17 protein-coding genes are annotated in these 18592 nt (G+C 63.7%); 2 read left to right on the top strand and 15 right to left on the bottom strand.

Features of this window, described 5'->3' with window-relative positions; translation table 11 throughout:
* The first annotated feature begins 143 nt into the window (after window positions 1-143).
* Window positions 144-293 carry a lmo0937 family membrane protein gene (locus FSZ31_RS10040; RefSeq protein ID WP_147123193.1) on the top strand — a complete coding sequence of 50 codons (150 nt, stop codon included), beginning with the start codon at window positions 144-146 and terminating at the stop codon, window positions 291-293.
* A 15-nt stretch (window positions 294-308) separates the two neighbouring features.
* On the opposite strand, the gene FSZ31_RS10045 is transcribed toward FSZ31_RS10040, so the two are convergent.
* Entirely contained in the window at window positions 309-2189 is a 1881-nt protein-coding gene (locus FSZ31_RS10045) for a M1 family metallopeptidase (RefSeq protein ID WP_147123194.1), read from the bottom strand.
* A 499-nt stretch (window positions 2190-2688) separates the two neighbouring features.
* Here FSZ31_RS10045 and FSZ31_RS10050 point away from each other — a divergent pair, with 499 nt between their 5' ends.
* Window positions 2689-6246, top strand: coding sequence for an autotransporter domain-containing protein (locus FSZ31_RS10050; RefSeq protein ID WP_236643751.1), 3558 nt, complete (start codon window positions 2689-2691; stop codon window positions 6244-6246).
* A 126-nt stretch (window positions 6247-6372) separates the two neighbouring features.
* Here the strand turns inward: FSZ31_RS10050 and ccoS are convergent, their stop codons facing one another.
* From ccoS to FSZ31_RS10120, 14 genes are all read right to left on the bottom strand, one after another.
* Window positions 6373-6540 (bottom strand): cbb3-type cytochrome oxidase assembly protein CcoS, encoded by a 168-nt coding sequence (gene ccoS / locus FSZ31_RS10055; RefSeq protein WP_147123195.1) that lies wholly within the window; start codon window positions 6538-6540, stop codon window positions 6373-6375.
* Window positions 6537-8678, bottom strand: coding sequence for a heavy metal translocating P-type ATPase (locus tag FSZ31_RS10060; protein WP_408021652.1), 2142 nt, complete (start codon window positions 8676-8678; stop codon window positions 6537-6539). The genes ccoS and FSZ31_RS10060 overlap by 4 nt, the downstream gene beginning before the upstream one ends.
* Window positions 8675-9151: a FixH family protein gene (locus FSZ31_RS10065; RefSeq protein WP_147123196.1), complete on the bottom strand. Its 477-nt coding sequence runs from the start codon at window positions 9149-9151 to the stop codon at window positions 8675-8677. Before FSZ31_RS10065 ends, FSZ31_RS10060 begins: the two co-directional genes overlap by 4 nt.
* Window positions 9148-10647, bottom strand: a complete 1500-nt coding sequence (gene ccoG, locus FSZ31_RS10070; RefSeq protein ID WP_147123197.1) for a cytochrome c oxidase accessory protein CcoG — start codon at window positions 10645-10647, stop codon at window positions 9148-9150. Before ccoG ends, FSZ31_RS10065 begins: the two co-directional genes overlap by 4 nt.
* Window positions 10634-11551, bottom strand: coding sequence for a cytochrome-c oxidase, cbb3-type subunit III (gene ccoP, locus FSZ31_RS10075; protein ID WP_147123198.1), 918 nt, complete (start codon window positions 11549-11551; stop codon window positions 10634-10636). The genes ccoG and ccoP overlap by 14 nt, the downstream gene beginning before the upstream one ends.
* Window positions 11544-11732, bottom strand: coding sequence for a cbb3-type cytochrome c oxidase subunit 3 (locus tag FSZ31_RS10080; protein WP_147123199.1), 189 nt, complete (start codon window positions 11730-11732; stop codon window positions 11544-11546). Before FSZ31_RS10080 ends, ccoP begins: the two co-directional genes overlap by 8 nt.
* Entirely contained in the window at window positions 11729-12475 is a 747-nt protein-coding gene (ccoO, locus tag FSZ31_RS10085; protein WP_147123200.1) for a cytochrome-c oxidase, cbb3-type subunit II, read from the bottom strand. The genes FSZ31_RS10080 and ccoO overlap by 4 nt, the downstream gene beginning before the upstream one ends.
* 5 nt (window positions 12476-12480) lie before the next feature.
* Window positions 12481-14049 (bottom strand): cytochrome-c oxidase, cbb3-type subunit I, encoded by a 1569-nt coding sequence (gene ccoN / locus FSZ31_RS10090; protein ID WP_236643752.1) that lies wholly within the window; start codon window positions 14047-14049, stop codon window positions 12481-12483.
* 389 nt (window positions 14050-14438) lie between these two features.
* Window positions 14439-15080, bottom strand: coding sequence for a Crp/Fnr family transcriptional regulator (locus tag FSZ31_RS10095; RefSeq protein WP_147123202.1), 642 nt, complete (start codon window positions 15078-15080; stop codon window positions 14439-14441).
* 288 nt (window positions 15081-15368) lie between these two features.
* Window positions 15369-15566, bottom strand: a complete 198-nt coding sequence (locus FSZ31_RS10100; protein ID WP_147123203.1) for a YgaP family membrane protein — start codon at window positions 15564-15566, stop codon at window positions 15369-15371.
* Window positions 15567-15584: 18 nt separating this feature from the next.
* Window positions 15585-16403 carry a SpoIIAA family protein gene (locus tag FSZ31_RS10105; RefSeq protein ID WP_147123204.1) on the bottom strand — a complete coding sequence of 273 codons (819 nt, stop codon included), beginning with the start codon at window positions 16401-16403 and terminating at the stop codon, window positions 15585-15587.
* A gap of 102 nt (window positions 16404-16505) precedes the next feature.
* Window positions 16506-16982 carry a universal stress protein gene (locus tag FSZ31_RS10110; RefSeq protein WP_147123205.1) on the bottom strand — a complete coding sequence of 159 codons (477 nt, stop codon included), beginning with the start codon at window positions 16980-16982 and terminating at the stop codon, window positions 16506-16508.
* Window positions 16969-17670, bottom strand: a complete 702-nt coding sequence (locus tag FSZ31_RS10115; protein WP_147123206.1) for a VIT1/CCC1 transporter family protein — start codon at window positions 17668-17670, stop codon at window positions 16969-16971. Before FSZ31_RS10115 ends, FSZ31_RS10110 begins: the two co-directional genes overlap by 14 nt.
* Before the next feature lie 78 nt (window positions 17671-17748).
* Window positions 17749-18555, bottom strand: a complete 807-nt coding sequence (locus FSZ31_RS10120) for a universal stress protein (RefSeq protein ID WP_147123207.1) — start codon at window positions 18553-18555, stop codon at window positions 17749-17751.
* Window positions 18556-18592 lie beyond the last annotated feature (37 nt).

The raw sequence follows: 18592 nt of genomic DNA on the forward strand, positions 1-18592 counted from the left end.
CCCAATTATGAGACGCCACGCGACACCTGCAACAAGCGCTGGCAACCATCGATAGCCTATTATCCCGCTCACGGAACCTTCGCCGCGACCTTCGGTTGGTGACGAAAGGGCTGCCATGGTGGCAAGCCCAACGGAGAGTCTTCATGCTTTTGACCATCGCGATCATTCTTGCTGTCTTGTGGGCGCTCGGCTTCCTTGCTTTCCACATCGCCAGCGGTCTGATCCACCTTCTGCTGATCATCGCAGTGATCGCGCTCGTCGTGCACTTCGTCAAAGGCCGTCGCGCAGGTTGACCGTGTTGGGCGCGCTCAGTTTGCGCCCAACACCATCTTGTCGACCGGTCCCGTGGTCACCGAGTGGTAGGTCTTGCGCGTCTCGGCATATATCCTCTTGGCGATCGGCTGGCCCCAGTCGCCCTGCCCCATCAACGTCTTGAACAAGGGCGCGACGAACTTGCGGCGGCCGACGTGCGCGAGGAATTTCTCGGCAACGGGCACCGCCGGATCATAGCGATTGGCGAGCGCGAGGTTGAGCCAGGCGAACAGGATCTCGTTGTTGCCCTCGTTCGACAGATCGAGCGCACTATCGAGCTGGGCGAGCTGCGGCGCCGAACGCTTCTCGGGCAGGCGGCTGATAAAACGCAGCCGCTCTGCGGTCGTCCAGCCTTTCCATGCCGCCGCATCGATCTTGCCTTCGGCGCCATAGGCCTTTGCGGCGGCATCGACATCGGCAAACGCCTGCGGGTCGGGGCGCCAGACATTTGACGGAACGCCCGGTCCATACACCCACGCGTCGAGCATCAGCTTCCTTTCGAGCGCGGCGTCGCCCTTGACCAGGTTGGCGCGCAGGTCGGCGAGGATCAGCGCCGATGTCGCGGGCTGGAAGGCGTGGCGATCGAACCAGCTCATCAGCCATGCATCGAATTTCTCCCGTCCGACGATCTGCTCCATCGTCCGCAGGAAGATCGCGCCCTTGTCGTAGATGATGCCGCTGGCTCCGCCGTCGGGCGCATCGGCGTCCTTGGGCAGGTGGAGCCGCGTGATGTCGGCGTCGGCACCGTATTCGGCGATCGCCTCTTCCATGCCGTCATATTGCAATGCCGCTTCCTGCATCGCGCGCTTCCTGCCGTAGAGCGCCTCCATGATGCGGTTTTCGAAGTAGGACGTGACGCCTTCGTTGATCCAGCTGTCCGACCAGTTGGCGTTGGTGACGAGGTTGCCCGACCAGCTGTGCGCCAGTTCGTGCGCGACGAGGCCGTTGAGGCTCTTGTCACCCGCGAGGAAGGTCGGCGTCAGGAAGGTCAGCGTCGGATTTTCCATGCCGCCATAGGGAAAGCTCGGCGGCAGCACGATCATGTCGTAGCGGCCCCAGCGATACGGACCGTAAAGCGCCTCGGCGGCCGAGACCATCTTCTCGGTATCGGCGAGTTCGGCGACCGATCGCTCGATCATCGACGGTTCGGTCCACACGCCGGTGCGCGGGCCGAGCGCGCGGAACTCGAGGTCGCCCGCAGCGATCGCGATGAGATAGGGCGCAACCGGCTTGTCCATCGCGAAGCGGAAGGCGCGGCGCCCGGGTCCGGCGGGCTCGCCGACCTGCGACAGACGCAGTCCCGACATGACGACGGTCAGCGGTTCGGGCGCAGTGATCCGCGCTTCCCAGGTCTGGCGGATACCCGGGCTGTCCTGCGTCGGAATCCACGTCCGGTTGAGTGTCGGCTGGCCCTGGCTGAACAGATAGGGATAGGTGCCGCCCGCGGTCTGTTCGGGGGCCAGCCATTGCAGCGCCTCGGCGCCCGGGCGCGTGGTGTAGGTGACGACGATCTTGCGCGTGATCGAAGCGTTCGACGCAGGGATCGTGATCCTCACCGGCGCGCCCTTGCCGGCCTGTTCGGCGCCCACATTGAAGGCCAGCTTCTTGCCCGACGCATCGGTTATCGACGCGATGTCGAGCCCGTCGCTGTCGAGGATGACGTGGTCGGCGCCCGGCGCCGCGAGAATATCGAGTGTCGCGCTGCCGCTGACCCGCTTCGCCTTGAAATCGAGCGCGAGGTCGAGCGCGACGTGCGTGACGCGGGCGACTTCGGGCTCGGCATAAGTGAACGGATCGTGCGCATCAGCCGTCGTCAGGATCGGCGAGATCATCGGCGTTGCCCCATCGGCCAGCGCGGTCGGCGACGGGCCCGTCATGCTCGTGCAGGAAGCAAGGACGGCAAGCAAAGGCAGGGCAAATTTACGCAAGATCAAACACTCCTGATGACGGGTGCCCAATCCTAGCGGCCCCGCGCCGTTGCGGCAAAGGGTAATCGGCGGAGATTGTTCGGGACCACGTAGATGAGGCAGCGAAGCCAAAGGCCTGAAACCTTGCCATCCAACCGACTCGGCGACCGCCAGGCTGCGCAGGCAATCCTGTGTTGATCGGCCTGCCGGTCGCGACCGCGCGATTAATCATCTCTCCGCCTGCCACTGACCACCCGCGCGCGAAAAAGGGCCTTCGAAAGGGTTTGTTCGTTATAATATTATTGCGTTGTCAGTGGATTATGATCAATCGTGTCTTGACGCGCGGAAAAAAACTGACCAACCGTGATCCCTTACTAAGGTTAATATCGCAGGTCGGGCCACGAGCTTCAGGGGCAGTGCCTGATCCAGCGCGCAAAAATTCTATTCAGAATTTCTCAAGGGGGTAATAATGAAAATTTCTCAGGTTCGCAGGTCGAGCTCGCATCGTCGCATTGCGTTGCTCGGCACCGTTGCCGGTATCGCGATGATGACGGCGACGGGTGCGCAGGCGCAAAGCGCCACTCCGGAGGCCGCCACTCCCGTTTCAGACGTCGTTATCGGCCTATCGCCAATCAAGGATTTCCTCGCGCCGCAAGGCAATACGATCGGGATTTCCGGCAATCTCGGCTCGGCGTCTGACCTCGTCACCGGTCCTCTGACGGGCGACTATCGCGAAGCTCAGAACGCGGCCACCGGACAGTATACCGCCTACACGCAACAGACGCTGACGCCAGTCGCACCTAGTCCGCAGATCGTCATTGCCGACCCGGGTACGCCGACCACGGCGCGCGATCCGAACGACATTACCGGCGTCGGTCAAATGATTGTCGATCAGCAGAACGGCTATATCGGCCTGTGCACGGCCACGCTGATCAACCCGCGTACCGTCATCTTCGCCGCGCATTGCGTCAACGACGATGCCGCGACCGACTATGGCGCCGCCAATGGCGGAAAACCGATCGGCTTCGGCTTTGCGGGCAACGCTCTGCCAGGAATTCTCGACTGGTATTTCGGGACTCATCAGACCAACACCGCCAACGCCTTCTACAATTCGAATTACGTGACCTACAATCCCGGCTCGCTCGAGCCCGAGGCCAGCTCGTTCCTCTATAGCGATATCGCGATGGCGGCGCTCGACACGCCGGCGGCCGGTATTCCGACCTGGGCGCTGATGTTCTCGCAACTTCCCGACCCTGGGGCGATCGACGCGGACGGTACGGGTTACCACGTCGTCATCGAAGGCTATGGCAACACCGGCACCGGAACGACCGGATCGGGCGGCAGCGATTTTCGCCGTCGCATCGCCGAGAACACGCTCGGCGCGCTCGCCAGCCTCGACGACTTCGAGACCTTCCTGTTCGGCTCGCCCAACGGCCTCTACCAGAATCTCTACTGGATCGACTTCGACGATCCGCGCCGCGGCACAGCGACCGCCAGCCCCTATGACTTCAACGCCTGGCGTGACAACGCCCTGCCCAACGAGGGGATCACCGCGAGCGGTGACTCGGGCGGCCCGCTCATCCTCGACGACACCTATGACACGCCGCTCGTGATCGGCGTCCTGTCGGGTGGCTACACGCGCTTCTTCGGTGGCCAGCCTGCCAATGGTTACGGCACCGCCAGTTTCTACCAGCCGCTCTATCTTTACTGGGACTGGATCGTCGCGAATAACCCCTATCACTATGTCAGTGCACAGGCCGGCGACGGCAACTGGGAGGATGCGACGCACTGGATCAGCTCGCTCGATCCCAACTACATGGTGCTCAACGCCGCTGGCGATCTGGTCAACGGCATTCCCACCTCGCCCGGCGAAGGCACCAACCCGGGCGCCGGCTTCGGCCAGGCCTGCTATCAGGTAACGATTGGCTATAATGATTGCTATGATATCGCCACCGGCAACGAAACGGTTTCGGGCGATCCGATCGGCACGATCAACAACGGCAAGGGCTATGCGTCGGTTGATGGTTTGACAGCCTTCAATCCTGCACTTGAAGCCAGCACCGGCAGCGGATTGATTACCACAGGCGTGATCGAGCAGCTGGCGTTGCCCAATGCTACGCTTGGCAATGGCTTGCCCGGCGCGACCGGCTTCGTGCCCAACAATAGCGACGGAGACCCGGTGAATGGGGTCGCGCCACGCTATTTTGACGTAACGCTGTCGGCCAACGGCACGACCAAGCTTTCGAGCGATGTCACGATTGATCGACTCACGATCGCAGGCATCGGCGCAGCGCTCGACATCACCAGCGCAGGATCGCTGACCAGCTTGATGGACGTCACCCAGTATAGCGGGATGATGCGCGTCAACGGATCTCTCACGAGCGTCGGCGACTATTTCCTGATGAGCGGCGGCCTGCAGGGCAGCGGCATCATCAACGCGCCCTATTTCACCAGCATGGCGGGCGTCATCTCGCCGGGCACGCCCACGACGACCGGGACGCTGACCTTCAACGGCAACGTCATCCTCGCCTCGGGTAACGTCTATATGGCGAATCTCGGGACCAACGGGGTGTCCGATCTGATCGACGTCAAGGCGACGAACGAGACGGCAGGTACGGCCTATATCGATGGCACAGTGATCTTCAACGCTGCCTCGGGGGCGCTCGTCCGCGACGGCAACACCTACACGATCCTGACCGCAGAGGGCGGCGTTTTCGGCACCTTCAATACGCCGGGGGCTATCAGCGCGATCCTGACGCCCACGCTCACCTACACGCCAAATGCGGTACAGGTAGAGGTCGAGGCTGGACTCTATGCCGATGTCATCGACTCTTCGTCACCGATCCAGTCGGCCTTCGCCCAACTGCTCGATCAGAACCGCGTGCAATATGGCGTCTATAGCGACCTGTTCGGGCCGCTCGACGTCCTGTCGCAGTCGGCTGTCCAGGCCGCGCTCGAAAGCTTCGCTCCGCGCACGCAGCCGCTCATGCAATCGATGGGCACCGCAGCGCTCGATGCGACCTCGCGTCTGTTGCGCGACCGCATGGCGAATGTCGGCGATGGGTCCGAAGGCGGCAGCGTCGCTTTCTACGGCGCCCCCGGCGGTGTTCTCGGCACGATGTCGGCCAGCGCAATGATATCGGCGAGCGATGCGCTTGCCAGCGGCGCACCCGACCGCGTGGTCGAGAACGCCTTGCCCGAAGACATCAGCGCCTACTTTGCCGGCGGTTATATCGACGGGAAGAGCGACGGGGCACCCACCGCCGTTCCATATGTCGGCGACGAGTTCGACGGCTATTACTTCTCGGGCGGCCTCGAAAAGGCATTTGCCGGAGACGGTTTTGCCGGCATCGCGGTCACCTATGCCCACATGAAGGGCAAGCCGGGTGATCCGACCCGGTCGGTCAAGGGCAACCTCTACCAGCTGAGTTTCTACGGGGCGAACCGCTTCGCCGGGGGTCTCACTCTCGATGCGCAGCTGAGCGCGGGTGCCTATGACATCGATGCCGCCCGTTCGATCGCGGTCGGCCTCACGACCTACGACCTCAGCTCGAACAGCACGCCGTTCACGCTGACCAGTGAACTCGGGCTGAGCAAGGAGCTCTCGACGAGTTCGGCGATTGCGATCACGCCGCGGGTTGCGGTGCGCTATGCGAATATCAAGTTCGACCGCGTGGCCGAGCGGGGCGGCGGTCCTGCCCTGCAGTACCAGCTCGACAATTATGAAAGCCTGCAGGGTCGCGCAGGCCTGCGGATCGCCGGCAAGGGCAGCATCCAGCCCTACGTAACCGGCACCTATGTCCACGATTTCGACAACAAGCCCGACCAGTTCGGTGCGAACTTCGTCGGTGGCGTCGGCCCCAACGCCTTCTTCGCGCTTCCCGGCGACGATCAGGACTGGGCCGAAGTCGGCGCGGGCATCAGCACGACGGGACCTGTCTCGATCGGCATCTCCGCCGAAACGACGATCGGCCGGTCGGACGTCAGCTACCAGACCTATCGCGCATCGGTCTCGGTCAAGTTCTGACCCGATCGCGATGACAGGGACGGGCGGCCCGGCAACGGGCCGCCCTTTTCTTTGCGCGATTGTAGAGAGCCGTTGGACTGCAAACCGTTGTCGTGAGCGACGCAGCAGGCGCCGACCACCGGCGCTTTAAGGGCGTGAAACGTCCTCTTCATTGCCCTCTTCGTCGATCAATATTCTCTGTGCAGCGCCATCGAGATCGTCGAACTGGCCCGAGCGCATCGCCCAGAAAAACGCCGCGAGTCCGCACAGCCCCAATCCCAGTGCTACGGGGATGAGGATGGCGAGCCCGTTCACTTGGCGCTCCCGGCCAGGCGCAGAGCATTGCCGACGACGATCAGCGAACTCATCGACATGGCGATCGCGGCGACCAGCGGCGTTACCAAGCCGGCGATCGCGATCGGGACGGCAAACGCATTGTACGCGATCGCGAGGGCAAAGTTTTCCCGGACGATGTGCCGCGTCTGGCGGGCGACGCGAACGGCGAGAGCCACCGGCATGATCCCCGGGCTGGTGAAGACCGCGTCGGCGGCCTGTTGGCCGACATCGCTGGCCGTCCCTGGCGCCATCGACACATGCGCCGCGGCAAGCGCAGGCCCGTCGTTGAGACCGTCTCCGACCATCAGAACGTTCCGGCCTTCATCCGCCAGCGCTTTAAGCGCATCGACCTTTGCCCTGGGATCGGCAGCGGCGACAAACGACAGGCCATGCGCATTGGCCAGCCGCCCGACCGGCCCCGCCGCGTCGCCCGAAAGGATCGAGGACTCGATGCCGAGCCTCTCCAGCGCGACCAGCATCGGGCCAACATCGGCACGCGGCTGGTCACGGAACGAAATGTCGCGGCTCCGGTCGCCGATCGTCAGGCGGACGGTCGGAACCGACGGATTGTCCGCCCGGCCGAGCGAAACAATCTGGCCCTGCCAGCGGCCGCTGATCCCTACGCCGGGGACCTCCGAGATGTTGCCGACCTCGCTCGCGCCGACCGCCTCGCTTGCCAGCGCGGCATGAAGCGCGCGCGAGAGCGGGTGGCGGCTCGCGCTCGCCAGCGCCAGGGCGATCGATTTTTCGTCGTCTGACAGCGCCTCGAGCGAGACCGGGTGGGGCGTGCCGAGGGTCAGGGTGCCGGTCTTGTCGAACACGGCGCGGTCGACGCTCGCGAGCCGTTCGAGCGCGCTGCCGTCCTTGATCAATACGCCGCGCTTGAGCAGCGCACCGACCGCCACCACCTGCGCCGCGGGGACGGCCAGCCCGAGCGCGCACGGACAGGTAATGATAAGGACCGAAATCGCGACCAGCAGCGACTGATGGAGTCCCGCGCCGGCGATCATCCAGCCCGCGAACGTAGCGAGCGCCAGGCTGTGGACCGCGGGGGCATAGATCCGGGCGGCGCGATCAGCGACGCGGACGTAGAATGATCGGTGCTGGCCGACATCGTCCATCAGCCGCGCGAGATCGGCGATCGTCGTATCCCCTCCCGCGGCGGTTACGCGGACCGAAACCGGCGCGCCGACGTTGGTTGTTCCCGCCAGGACCGTATCGCCCTCGCCGCGTGCCTGCGGTTCGCTTTCGCCGGTCAGCATCGCATTATCGAACGCGCTGCTGCCTTTCACGATGACGCCGTCGGCGGCGAGGTTTTCGCCCGCCGCGACGATCATGACTTGCCCGGGTTCGAGCGCGGCAGCCGCGACCCATTGCGTGTCCCCCGCCGGGCCGACGACCAGCGCCTGCAACGCGGTGTGTTTCATCAGCGCACCGATGCCCTGACGGGCCCGGTCGCGCATCATCGCGTCGAGGACGCGGCCGGCAAGGAGGAAGAAGAGCAGCATCACCGCGCCGTCGAAATAGGCGTGCGCCCCGCCGGTTGCGGTTTCGTAAAGGCTCAGCCCCGTCGCCAGCAAAACGCCGATCGAGATCGGCACGTCCATGTTGGTATGGCGTTGGCGCAGCACCTTGGCCGCCGAGATAAAGAACGGCCGTCCGGCGTAGGCGACGACCGGAATCGCGATCATCGCCGACAGCCAGTGAAAGATTTCGCGGGTCGCGCCGTCGGCCCCCGACCAGACGCCGACCGACAGCAGCATGATGTTCATCATGCCGAACCCGGCAACCGCGAGCGCCTTCAACAGCGAGCGGGTCTCGTTGCGATCCTCGCCAAATGGAGCGTCGGCGAGCGCCTGGGCTTCGAAGCCGATCCGCTCGAGTGCGTTTACGAGATCGCGGTCATCGATATCGGGTCGATGACGGACAGCGACGCGCTTCGCGGAAAAGTTTACGCGCGCCGACACGACGCCGTCGACCGCCAGAAGTCCGCGTTCGATCTTGCCGATACATCCCGCGCACCGCATGCCGGGCACGATAAAGCGGCTGTCGATCGGCGACGAAGCGTCCGCGGGTCCCGGCGCGACCGCCGGCGACAGGACAGTCGGAGCGTTCACCGCACGTCTCGCACCGCCGCAAATCGCGTGTCCCCCTGGACGATCGTGAGATGCAAGGTCCAGCGTCCGGGCGGCAATCGAGCGAGCGAGCGATAGCCTCCGCCCTCCGCACGCGCGAATGCCAGATCGATCGGTTCGGAACGGCCGAGCGGATGGCGCACGATCGCGCTGACCTTGGCATTGTCCAGCGGGGCCCCATCGGCGTCGGTTACGGTGACGAAGACGTGCGCATCGGCGCCGCGCGTCGCGGTAACCTGCCAGCCCAGTTTCGCTTGCGCACGGGCCTCGTCGAGCCAGCCGTTATACTGTTGGCTGGCGACATAGCTGTTATCGACGACAGTGCCGCCGAAGGTGCCGATGGCAAAGCGCGCCATGGTAAAGTTGACGGCGAAAATCGTCCCGAAAAACGCGATCAGGATGAACCACATGTGGCGCCCGGTGAAGCGCCGCGGCGAACCGGGTTGATCCTTCATGGCGCGACCTCCGGGCGTTCGAAACGCGTTTTTTCGCTGTCGGACCCGCCGGCTTCATCGAGGGCGCGAACGGTAAAGGTGAAATCTTCGAAGGCCGGACCGTTGCCCGATGCGGCCATGAATACGCGCAGCCGCACGACGCTATCGGGCGGCGCGGTCGTAACTATCCGCTGCGACGCCTGTTCGCGGCTGCCGTCGTCGGACCATATCACCGCATTGTCGATTCCCGACAGCGTCACTTCGAGCCGCCGTGGCCGTGTCTGCATGTTGCGGATTTTGAGCGTGTAGTTGTTGCGCACCGAGCCGTCCGACAGCTGGACATAGGCAGGATTGCGATCCTGCAGGACACTGATGTCGAGATGGCTGCGGGTGCCGAGCATGAACAGCATGGCGACGCCAATCGCCCCCCAGCCGGCAAAATAGAGCAAGGTGCGTGGCCGCAGCACGTTGCGCCACGCCGACCGCGGCGCCTCACCCTTTTGTTCGCGGGCGGCGTCCTCGTACGTGACATAATCGATCAGGCCGCGTGGCCGGCCGACCTGGTCCATGACATTGTTGCATGCATCGATGCACAATGCGCAGGTGATGCAGCCGATCTGCGTTCCTTCGCGAATGTCGATTCCGGTCGGGCACACGTTGACGCATTGCAGGCAGTCGATGCAGTCGCCGAACACCCCCGGGCTCTTGTTGGCCTGCTTGACGCTGCCGCGCGGTTCGCCGCGCCACGTCTTGTAGGTTACCAGCGCCGATCGCTCGTCCATCATCGCCGCCTGGATCCGCGGCCAGGGGCACATGTAGATGCAGAACTGTTCGCGCAGGAAGCCGCCAAGGATGAAGGTCGTCGCGGTCAGGATCGCGACGGTGGTATAGGCGACCAGGGGCGCCTCGCCCGCAAAGAACTGCCGCGCGAGCGACGGCGCATCGGCGAAGTAGAATATCCACGCACCGCCCGTGGCGACCGCGATCATCAGCCAGATCGACCATTTGACCAGCCGCCGCGCGATCTTCGCCGGCCCCCACGGGGCCTTTTCCAGCCGCACCTGCGCATTGTGGTCGCCGTCGATAAAGCGCTCGATGTGCTGGAACAGGTCGGTCCATACGGTCTGCGGACAGGTATAGCCGCACCATGCGCGCCCGAACACCGAGGTGACGAGGAACAGCCCGATACCCGCCATGACCAGCAGGCCCGCGACATAATAGAATTCGTGCGGCCAGATCTCGATCGCGAACATGTAAAAACGGCGATGGGCGAGATCGACCAGCACCGCCTGGTCGGGCGCATAGGCCCCGCGATCCCAGCGCAGCCACGGGGTCACGTAATAAACCGCGAGCGTCACCGCCATGATGACCCATTTCAGGCGGCGATAGAATCCATCGACCGCCTGGGGGAAGACCGGTTTGCGCTTTTCATAAAGGCTGCGCTTGTCGGCGAGCACGTGCTGGGTGATCTCGCCGCGTGCTCTCGACGTGTCGACATCCTGTTCAGGGGCGTTCATCGACCTTCACCTCGGGATCGGCCGCAACGGCAATAAAATCCTCGCCTCCGCCTAGCGAATGGACATAGGCGGCAAGCATCTTGATCGTTACCGGGTCGAGCCTGTTGCCCCAGGCGGGCATGACGCCGTAGCGGGCGTTCGTGACCGTTGCGGTCAGCGTCGCGCGATCGCCGCCATAAAGCCAGATCGGATCGGTCAGATTGGGCGCGCCGAATTCGCGTTTCCCCTTGGCATCGGCCCCGTGACAGACCGCGCAATTGGCGGCGAATACCGCTGCACCGCGGCGGGCCGAAGCGCTTGCCTTGTCCTGTCCCGAGACGGTCCTGACATAGGATACGACGTCTGCAATCGCGCGCGCATCGAGAATGCCGTCGCGACCGAAGGCGGGCATTTGCGACATCCGCGTGCCCTCATGGCCGGGCTGGCGAACACCGTTGGTCAGCGTGTATTCGATCGCCTTGAGATCGCCGCCCCACAGCCAGTCATCGTCATTGAGATTGGGATAGCCCTTGCGGCCCGACGCACCCGAGCCGTGGCACTGGACGCACGAGACCTTGAATGCCGAACGTCCGCCTTCGACCGCCGCGCGCATCAGGCGGCTGTCTTCGGGCAAGCGTTCGATCGGGATCCGGCTCAACGCTTCGAGCATCGGCGCGCGGCGGTTCGCCTCGGCCTGCATTTCCTCGGCGAGCTGGCCGCGGCTCGACCAACCGAGCGTTCCCTTGGTCGCGCCGGTAATCCCGGGCAGCGCCGGATAGAGTATGACATAACCGATCGCGAACGCGATCGACGCGTAGAACGTCCACAGCCACCAGCGCGGCATCGGCGTGTCGAGTTCCTCGATCCCGTCCCATTCGTGACCGACCGTTTCGGTACCGGTCGGCTCGTCGATCCGTTTAGTCATCGTGGCGCGCCTCCGCACTGTCGTCCTCATCGAATATCATGCGCGCCGCACGATCGTTTTGTGCGCGATTGCCGGGACGAAACGGCCAGAGCACGAGGACCAGGAAAATCGCGATCATCACCATCAGGGCCCAGCTGTCGGCGAAATGCCGCATGGCGTCATAGGTCGAATGGCTGCTCATTTTTTCGCCTCCGACTGCTGCTCGAGCGCGGCTGCGCTCTCGGTATCGACCAGCGTGCCGAGCATCTGGAGATAGGCGACGAGCGCATCCATCTCGGTCAACCGCGTCGGGTCGCCGTCGAAGTCACGCACCTGCGCCTTGGGATAGCGCTTCTGGAAATCGCTCGGATCGGCCTCGGCATCGCCCTGCAGCGCGAGGTCCGCATTGGCCTTAGTGATATCGTCCTTGCTGTAGGGCACTCCGACGCGTGAAAGCGCGAGGAGGTGGGCCCCCATGTCGAGATCGTTGATCTCACGATTGGCGAGGAAGGCGTACGGCGGCATGATCGATTCAGGCACCACCGAGCGAGGATCGGTCAGGTGCTGCACGTGCCATTCGTCCGAATAGCGATTGCCGACGCGGGCCAGATCGGGACCGGTCCGCTTCGAGCCCCATTGGAACGGATGGTCATACATCGATTCGGCTGCCAGGCTGTAATGGCCATAGCGCTCGACCTCGTCGCGGAACGGACGGATCATCTGGCTGTGGCACGCGTAACAGCCTTCGCGGACGTAGATGTTGCGCCCCGCCTGTTCGAGCGGTGTGTAGGGCCGCATGCCCTCGACCTTTTCGACCGTCGAATCGATCCAGAACAGCGGCGCGATCTCGACGATGCCGCCGATCGCGACGGCGATGAAGGCGAGCACGGCAAGCAACGTGATGTTGCGTTCGATCTTGCGATGGGTGGTGAGAAAATCTGCCATGTCGATTACTCCGCCGATTGCGGCGCGGCCGCGGGCAAGGGGCGATCGGCAGCGGGATCGAACGCCGGCTGACCCATCGGGCTTTCCTCGCGCAGGCGCCCGGCGATCGTCATCCATACGTTGACCACCATGACGATCCCCCCGGTCAGGTAGAACAGGCCACCGACACCGCGGATGAGGTAATAGGGCTTCATCGCTGCGACGACCTCGACGAACGAATAGACGAGGTAGTTGTCAGCCCCGTATTCGCGCCACATCAGGCCCTGCGTGATCCCGGCCACCCACATCGCCGACGCGTAGAGAACGATGCCGATCGTCGCGAGCCAGAAGTGCCAGTTGACCATGCGCAGCGAATAGAGCCGTTGGCGGTGCCACAGGCGCGGGGTGAGGTAATAGATCGCGGCAAAGGTGATCATGCCGTTCCAGCCGAGCGCGCCGGCATGGACATGGCCGATCGTCCACTCGGTATAATGGCTGAGCGAATTGACCGCCTTGATCGAAAGCATGGGGCCTTCGAACGTCGCCATGCCGTAGAAGGCCAGCGCGGCGACCATCATGCGGATGATCGGATCGGTGCGGATCTTGTCCCACGCACCGTTGAGCGTCATCAGCCCGTTGATCATGCCGCCCCAGCTCGGCATCCACAGCATCACCGAGAACACCATGCCGAGCGTCTGCGCCCAGTCGGGCAGCGCGGTGTAATGGAGGTGGTGGGGACCGGCCCAGATGTAGAGGAAGATCAGCGACCAGAAATGGAGGATCGACAGCCGATAACTGTAGATCGGTCGTTCGGCCTGCTTGGGGACGAAATAGTACATCATCGCGAGGAACGGCACGGTCAGGAAGAACGCGACCGCGTTATGCCCGTACCACCATTGCGTCAGCGCATCCTGGACACCGGCGAAGGCCGAGTAGGAATGCGAGCCGGTCAGCGAGACCGGGATCGCCAGGTTGTTGACGATGTGGAGCATCGCGATGGTGATGATGAACGACAGATAGAACCAGTTGGCGACGTAGATATGCGGCTCGCGGCGCCGCGCGAGCGTACCGACGAAGACGACCAGATAGGCGACCCAGACGACCGTCAGCCACAGGTCGACATACCATTCGGGTTCGGCATATTCGCGGCTCTCGGTGACGCCGAGGAGATAGCCCGAGGCGGCGAGCACGATGAACAGCTGGTAACCCCAGAAGACGAAGCGGGCGAGGCCCGGGAAGGCGAGCCGGGCCCGGCAGGTGCGCTGGACGACGTAAAAGCTCGTCGCGATGAGCGCATTGCCGCCGAACGCAAAGATTACCGCAGAGGTATGCAGCGGCCGCATGCGTCCGAAAGTCGTGAACTCGTTGCTCAGGTTGAGCGCGGGAAAAACGAGCTGGAAGGCGATGATGACGCCGACGAGAAAGCCGATCACACCCCAGAAGACGGTCGCGATAACGCCCCAGCGGATCGGATCGTCGTCATAGCGTTCTGGATCGGCGGGCGAACGGATGATGCCGCGCGCCAGCGCCGCATAATCGGTGCGACTGACCGTCAGCCACAGCACGACCAGCGCCGCCGCTGCGACGATGCCCATATGAACAGCAAATCCGCGGTCCGCGGCAAGCGCAATGCCGACCATGGCAAGGAGGACAACCCCAAGCCATGCCGCCGTCCGGACGATTAGTGATTCCACGAGTCTTGCCCCTCAATTTGTCGATTCGGCCGGTCATTGGCGGGAATTGCAGACAGCAACATTGATCACGATCAATTTGCGTCAATCAGTCATCGCAAGTCTTGTTGCCCACGCCCGCGATCCCCCATCGCATCATCACTTCACTATGGACCTACCGGGCGACCATCACAATGTTTCCGTCAGTCACGATCGCCTGAGCCAACGCAAGACCGCCGAAAACCGCACTAACTGACCTTCGATTCGGCCAGATTGGCAAGCGTGGCACGATCGAGGATGGAAATTGTGTCGCGTCAAGGCAGCGCGATCAGCCCGCGGGCCTTCAGCGTGGTCAGCTGTCGGCTGACGGTTTCGATCGTCATTCCAAGGATGTCGGCGATCTGGCGCCGGCCGAACGGGAGTCGCAAGTCGTCGATCGGCCCCTTGCCCCCGGCGCAGCCGTGATCGACGAGCCGGTGCGACATTTCGAGGATGAAGGTGGCAACGCGCTCGCTCGCCGATTTTCGCGACAGCAGCAACATCCAGTCGCGGGCCAGGTCGAGTTCGCTGAAGGTTCGCTCGAGGATCTTGGTCTGAAGCTGGGGGTGGCTGCCCGAAAACGTCTCGAAAGCGCCGCGCGCAAAAACGCAGATTCGTGCGTCAGATAAGGCGACGACGCTCTGGTGGCTGACCGCGCTGAACGGGCGACCGATGAAATCGGCGGGGCAAAGGATGCCGACGATCTGCTCGCGGCCATCGTCGAGCGATTTGGTCACCTTGAGGACGCCCTCGACGACGTTAGCGACGACCAGCGATTCGGCCCCTTCCCACATCAGCGGCTCACCCGCCTTCAACACCCGCGTGCGACCGATCGCATTGAGCGCCGCCAGTTCGTCGCCGTTCAGCGCGCCGCAGATCGCCCGGCTTCTGATCAGGCAGGTGTTACACGGTAGCATTGGTGTTCCTAAATACCGGACCTGGACCGGACGCCTAGGTTCCGGTGTCGATGGTCACATTCTGGCCTCAACCGGGCATCGAGGTCAAACGCCGGCCCGGGATGGCTGTATTGCGATGACGCCATTCAGGGCAGGCCGTTCAAGATCAACCGCCTCAAACAGACCATTTCGACGCTGTTCGAAAACTGACACCGCGTCGCGCCAGGGTCCGGCTCCGGCGAAACCAGCTTCAGACGCGGTTATCCCCTGCCCCCGGTGGCGCTTGCGAACGAAAAGCAGCACGCGTGACTAGGTCTTGATCCCCAACAGGCGATAGGCCGGGCAGAACGCGAACAGGCTCGTCGCGATGAGAACAATTCCCACCACGCCGATGATCACGCGGACGGTCGGATAGGTCGACAAGGGGCCGCCGAAAAGGGCTGCCAGCGCGAGTGTGCCGCCAATCGCGCGAATAATCCGGTCATTGCGACCGACATTGGTTTTCATGATACTGTGACCTTCCTGTCAGGCATCGTTTTGGGCCAGGTCGTGCGACCGGGCTTGAACAGATTTGTTGTGTTGGGTGTCGAGCGGTTTGGCATTCAGCCATCGCCACGCTTCGTCCTCGGCACAGGCCGCATAGGCGCGGATCTGACCCGGGATAAGGATGCTCGCGCCCTGCGCTGTCGCGGCCAGCCAGTGCGGCGCTCCGATCAGTGCATAGCGATCGAGATGGCCGAGCAGCGACCATTTCATGTGCAGATAATCGGCATCGCCAAGGTTTGACGCATCCATGCCCTCGAACTTGGTGAAACGCGCCAGCAGGCTGATCTTGGGGCTCTCGGCCAGCGCGCTTTCGATCGCTTGGGCAACGCGGTGGATGTCGGCGGCGGCAAGGCGACCGGCGATGTCGAATGCCACGAGGTCGCTTCGGTCGGTGGCGATGATCGACAATGCGGGCTGGTGCGGCGAACCGCTTTCGCCTTTGACCCAGGCCAGCGCCAAATCGCGATCGGCGAGCGGATAGACTTCATAGGCGATGTGCGGCAGCAACGCGCTTTCGAGCTTGGCCGCGCGCCGCAGCCACGGCTGGTCGGCGACCACCGCGACGCGTCCGAACGACGACAGCTTGCCCATCAGGGCGAACGACCGGTGCAGGTTGCTGGCGACGAACTGCGCGTCGAAGCCGGTGTAGTCGCCGACTTCGATGTAGAGATGCGTCTTGTCGAAATCGGCCAGCGCGCCCTCGACCGCGCGATAGAGATCGTCGAGTTCCTTGGCGTCGAGATGGCCGGACACCTTGAACCCCATCCGGTTTTCGTCGGTGAAAAGTGTTTCTAGCATGACGGTCTCCTGGGCTCGCTTGGGTCCCGTTTACCCCTTCACGCGGGCGCGTGCGTTACGCATGTTTACGGATGGGTCGCGCGTTTCCGCTTGCCCCGCCACCTAGCCCCCGTCGGCTTCGGGTCGGACGATCAGGACCGAACATTTGGCATGGCGCGCGACCTTGGCGGCGTTGCTGCCGAGCAGATAGTCCTTCATCGCGGGCCGGTGCGATGCCATCACGATCAGGTCGATGTCCTTCGCACGCGCGGTGTCGAGAATGCCGGTATAGACTGTGCCCGACGTGACCATCGTCTCGAGCGACGGGAAATCGGGAATGCTCTCGGCGACGAGCGAGACCAGCCGGGCGTCGGCGAGATCGTGGAGGACACGATAGCCCGGCAGCGAATAGGCAACTCCCTGGGCGATCGCCTCGATATCGCGCAACACCGTCAGCACGGTTACCTTCGCAGAAGATGCCCTGGCCAGTTCGCGCGCGGTCGGGAGCGCGATCTGCCATGACGACGGTTCGTCGATATCGACGGGGATCAGGATGCGGCGGAATCCCGAAGGACCCGATGGATGGCTAGACGACGGCACCGACTAATCTCCCGATAATGGCTGTGACAAGCATCGCGATCGCGCCCCAGAACGTGACCCGGATGACGGCGCGGCCGACGGGGGCACTTCCCGCGACCGCGCCGAGCGCTCCCAGCAGGGCAAGGAACAGCAACGCGGCAATCGCTTCGGCAGCGACGAGCCGGCCGAGCGGCACCATCACGACTATTGCGAGCGGCAACGCCGCCCCTGCGGTAAACGTCGCCGCCGAAGCCAGCGCCGCCTGGATCGGACGCGCCGCGGTAGCGGTCGACAGGCCAAGCTCGTCGCGGGCATGCGCGGCCAGCGCGTCGCCCGCGGTCAGCTCCTCGGCGACCGTTGCGGCCAGCTCGTCGCTCAGCCCGCGTTGCACATAGATGTTCGTCAATTCGCGCAGCTCGGCCTCGGGGGTTGCGGCCAGCTCGGCGCGTTCGCGTCCCAGGTCGGCCTTTTCGGTATCGGCCTGCGAGCTGACCGAGACATATTCACCCGCGGCCATCGACATCGCACCGGCGACCAGGCCGGCCGCACCGGCAATCAGGATATCGCCGCGCGCCGCCGACGCCGACGCCACACCGACGATCAGGCTGGCGGTCGAGACGATACCGTCGTTCGCGCCCAGCACGGCCGCGCGAAGCCAGCCGATACGCGTGACACGGTGGCGCTCAGCGGCCGAATGCAAATGCGGCATGAGCGGTTCCTTTTGCGTGCGGGAAGGGAAAGGCGGCGGCACTGTATGAGCAGCCATGCCAGTCTGGTTGATCGATCGTCAATTTTCATGCGCCAGCAGCAGCGGGACCGGGCTGTGTTCGAGCAAGCGCTCGGTCGTGCCGCCGAACAGGCGCTCGCGCAGCGGCGAGTGATCGTAGGCGCCAAGGACGCACAACGATGCGCCGATCGCCTCGGCCTCGTCGAGCAAATATGTCGAAACGGGCATGGTGGGGTTCTCGATCATCTTGATCTCGGCCCCGATATCGTGACGCGAGAGATAGACCGCCGCCTCAGTCGCGTCTCCCGAATCGCCGCGCTCGGCAACCGATATGATGGTCACTTTCGATGCCATGCGCAGCAGCGGCAGCGACGCCTGCAACGCCTGGTTGGCGGAGGCCGAGCCATCCCAGGCGACGAGCGCCGGTCCGCGCGGATCGAACGACGTCACGCCGGCCGGCACGGCGAGCAGCGGAATGTCCTGTTTGCGTGCGAGCTTCGCCGGCAAATGTTGGTCGCTGCCCGATCGTTCGGATGGCCTGGTGTTGATCACGATCAGGTCGATCAGCGCGCTGTTGCGTTCGATGCTCGCGGCAAAGTCGCCGTTGTCCTCGATCCAGCTGTACGGCAGTCCCTCGACCTTCAGGCGTTGCTCGACCACAGTTCGGTTGACCGATCGCTGCTCGGTGTCTTCGACGAAGATGATACCGGCTGAAAAAGCGCTGTATTCGTCCGACACCACAACCGGATAATCGATCACGTCGAGGCAGTAGAGATGCCCGTCGAGCGCCCGAACCGCATCGAACGCGCACTGGAGCCGCGCCTCCTGTCCCGGGTCGTCGTGGACCATTACGAGTATGTTTTTCATGATCCTGATCTCCCAATGAATGAGGCGGCGCTTGCTG

It is taken from the genome of Flavisphingopyxis soli (genome assembly GCF_007995095.1).
In the GTDB taxonomy this organism is placed as follows: domain Bacteria; phylum Pseudomonadota; class Alphaproteobacteria; order Sphingomonadales; family Sphingomonadaceae; genus Flavisphingopyxis; species Flavisphingopyxis soli.

Bases quoted from the DNA above. Each gene is read 5' to 3' on its own strand.
- FSZ31_RS10115 (WP_147123206.1), bottom strand. From the start codon at position 17,670: ATGCCGCATTTGCATTCGGCCGCTGAGCGCCACCGTGTCACGCGTATC.
- FSZ31_RS10045 (WP_147123194.1), bottom strand. From the start codon at position 2,189: ATGACGGGCCCGTCGCCGACCGCGCTGGCCGATGGGGCAACGCCGATG.
- ccoG (WP_147123197.1), bottom strand. From the start codon at position 10,647: ATGAACGCCCCTGAACAGGATGTCGACACGTCGAGAGCACGCGGCGAG.
- FSZ31_RS10050 (WP_236643751.1), top strand. From the start codon at position 2,689: ATGAAAATTTCTCAGGTTCGCAGGTCGAGCTCGCATCGTCGCATTGCG.
- ccoN (WP_236643752.1), bottom strand. From the start codon at position 14,049: ATGGGCATCGTCGCAGCGGCGGCGCTGGTCGTGCTGTGGCTGACGGTC.
- FSZ31_RS10100 (WP_147123203.1), bottom strand. From the start codon at position 15,566: ATGAAAACCAATGTCGGTCGCAATGACCGGATTATTCGCGCGATTGGC.
- FSZ31_RS10065 (WP_147123196.1), bottom strand. From the start codon at position 9,151: ATGAAGGATCAACCCGGTTCGCCGCGGCGCTTCACCGGGCGCCACATG.
- FSZ31_RS10040 (WP_147123193.1), top strand. From the start codon at position 144: ATGCTTTTGACCATCGCGATCATTCTTGCTGTCTTGTGGGCGCTCGGC.
- ccoP (WP_147123198.1), bottom strand. From the start codon at position 11,551: ATGACTAAACGGATCGACGAGCCGACCGGTACCGAAACGGTCGGTCAC.
- ccoO (WP_147123200.1), bottom strand. From the start codon at position 12,475: ATGGCAGATTTTCTCACCACCCATCGCAAGATCGAACGCAACATCACG.
- FSZ31_RS10120 (WP_147123207.1), bottom strand. From the start codon at position 18,555: ATGAAAAACATACTCGTAATGGTCCACGACGACCCGGGACAGGAGGCG.
- FSZ31_RS10080 (WP_147123199.1), bottom strand. From the start codon at position 11,732: ATGAGCAGCCATTCGACCTATGACGCCATGCGGCATTTCGCCGACAGC.
- FSZ31_RS10095 (WP_147123202.1), bottom strand. From the start codon at position 15,080: ATGCTACCGTGTAACACCTGCCTGATCAGAAGCCGGGCGATCTGCGGC.
- FSZ31_RS10105 (WP_147123204.1), bottom strand. From the start codon at position 16,403: ATGCTAGAAACACTTTTCACCGACGAAAACCGGATGGGGTTCAAGGTG.